At 70.5% G+C, this 796-nt stretch carries 1 protein-coding gene; it reads right to left on the bottom strand.

Going from position 1 to position 796, the window contains the following annotated elements:
• Positions 1–7 precede the first annotated feature (7 nt).
• Positions 8–796 (bottom strand): IS30 family transposase (locus ACJTNH_RS20745; RefSeq protein ID WP_458179166.1); only part of this gene is annotated, 789 nt, incomplete at its 5' end.

Here is a 796-nt window from a genome sequence, read left to right on the forward strand (position 1 = left end):
GGTGAATTCACGGGGTGGACGCAACACCGTCGTCGTGGGCCGTCGACAGTAGCTTGGCCATGGCTTCGGCTGGGGTGTCCCAGCCGAGGGTTTTGCGTGGGCGGCCGTTGAGTTCATCGGCGACGGCGGCAAGGTGCTCGGGGCTGTGGGTGGAGAGGTCGGTGCCCTTGGGGAAGTACTGGCGGAGCAGGCCGTTGGTGTTCTCGTTGCTGCCGCGCTGCCAGGGTGAGCGGGGGTCGCAGAAGTAGATCGGCAGGTCAGCGGCGACGGTGATCTCGGTGTGCCGGCGCATCTCCAGGCCCTGGTCCCAGGTCAGGGAGCGGCGCAGGGCCTGGGGTAGGCCACCGATCTGGTCGATGATGGCGTCGCGGACGGCGATGGCGTCGGTGGGGCCGGGCAGGTGCAGCAGGATGGTGAACCGGGTGGTGCGCTCGACCAGGGTGCCGATGGCGGACTTGTTGCCCTTGCCCAGGATCTGGTCGCCTTCCCAGTGCCCGGGGACGGCACGGTCGTCGGCCTCGGCGGGGCGTTGGCTGATCATGACCTTGTCCGGGATGCGCCGGTCGGGATCGGCGCGGCCATCGACCCGTCGGCGGGGCTTGCGGATCGCCCGTCCGGTCCGCAGGCAGGCGGCCAGCTCGCGGCGCAGTGATCCGCGGCCTTGCACGTAGAGGGCCCGGTAGATGGTCTCGTGCGAGGCGCGCATCTCCGGGTCGTCGGGGAAGTCGCGGGTGAGCCGGGCCGCGATCTCCTCCGGAGACCACTTGCTTCCCAGGTCCGCCTGCACCCGGTCCCG

It is taken from the genome of Modestobacter lacusdianchii, from assembly GCF_054177765.1.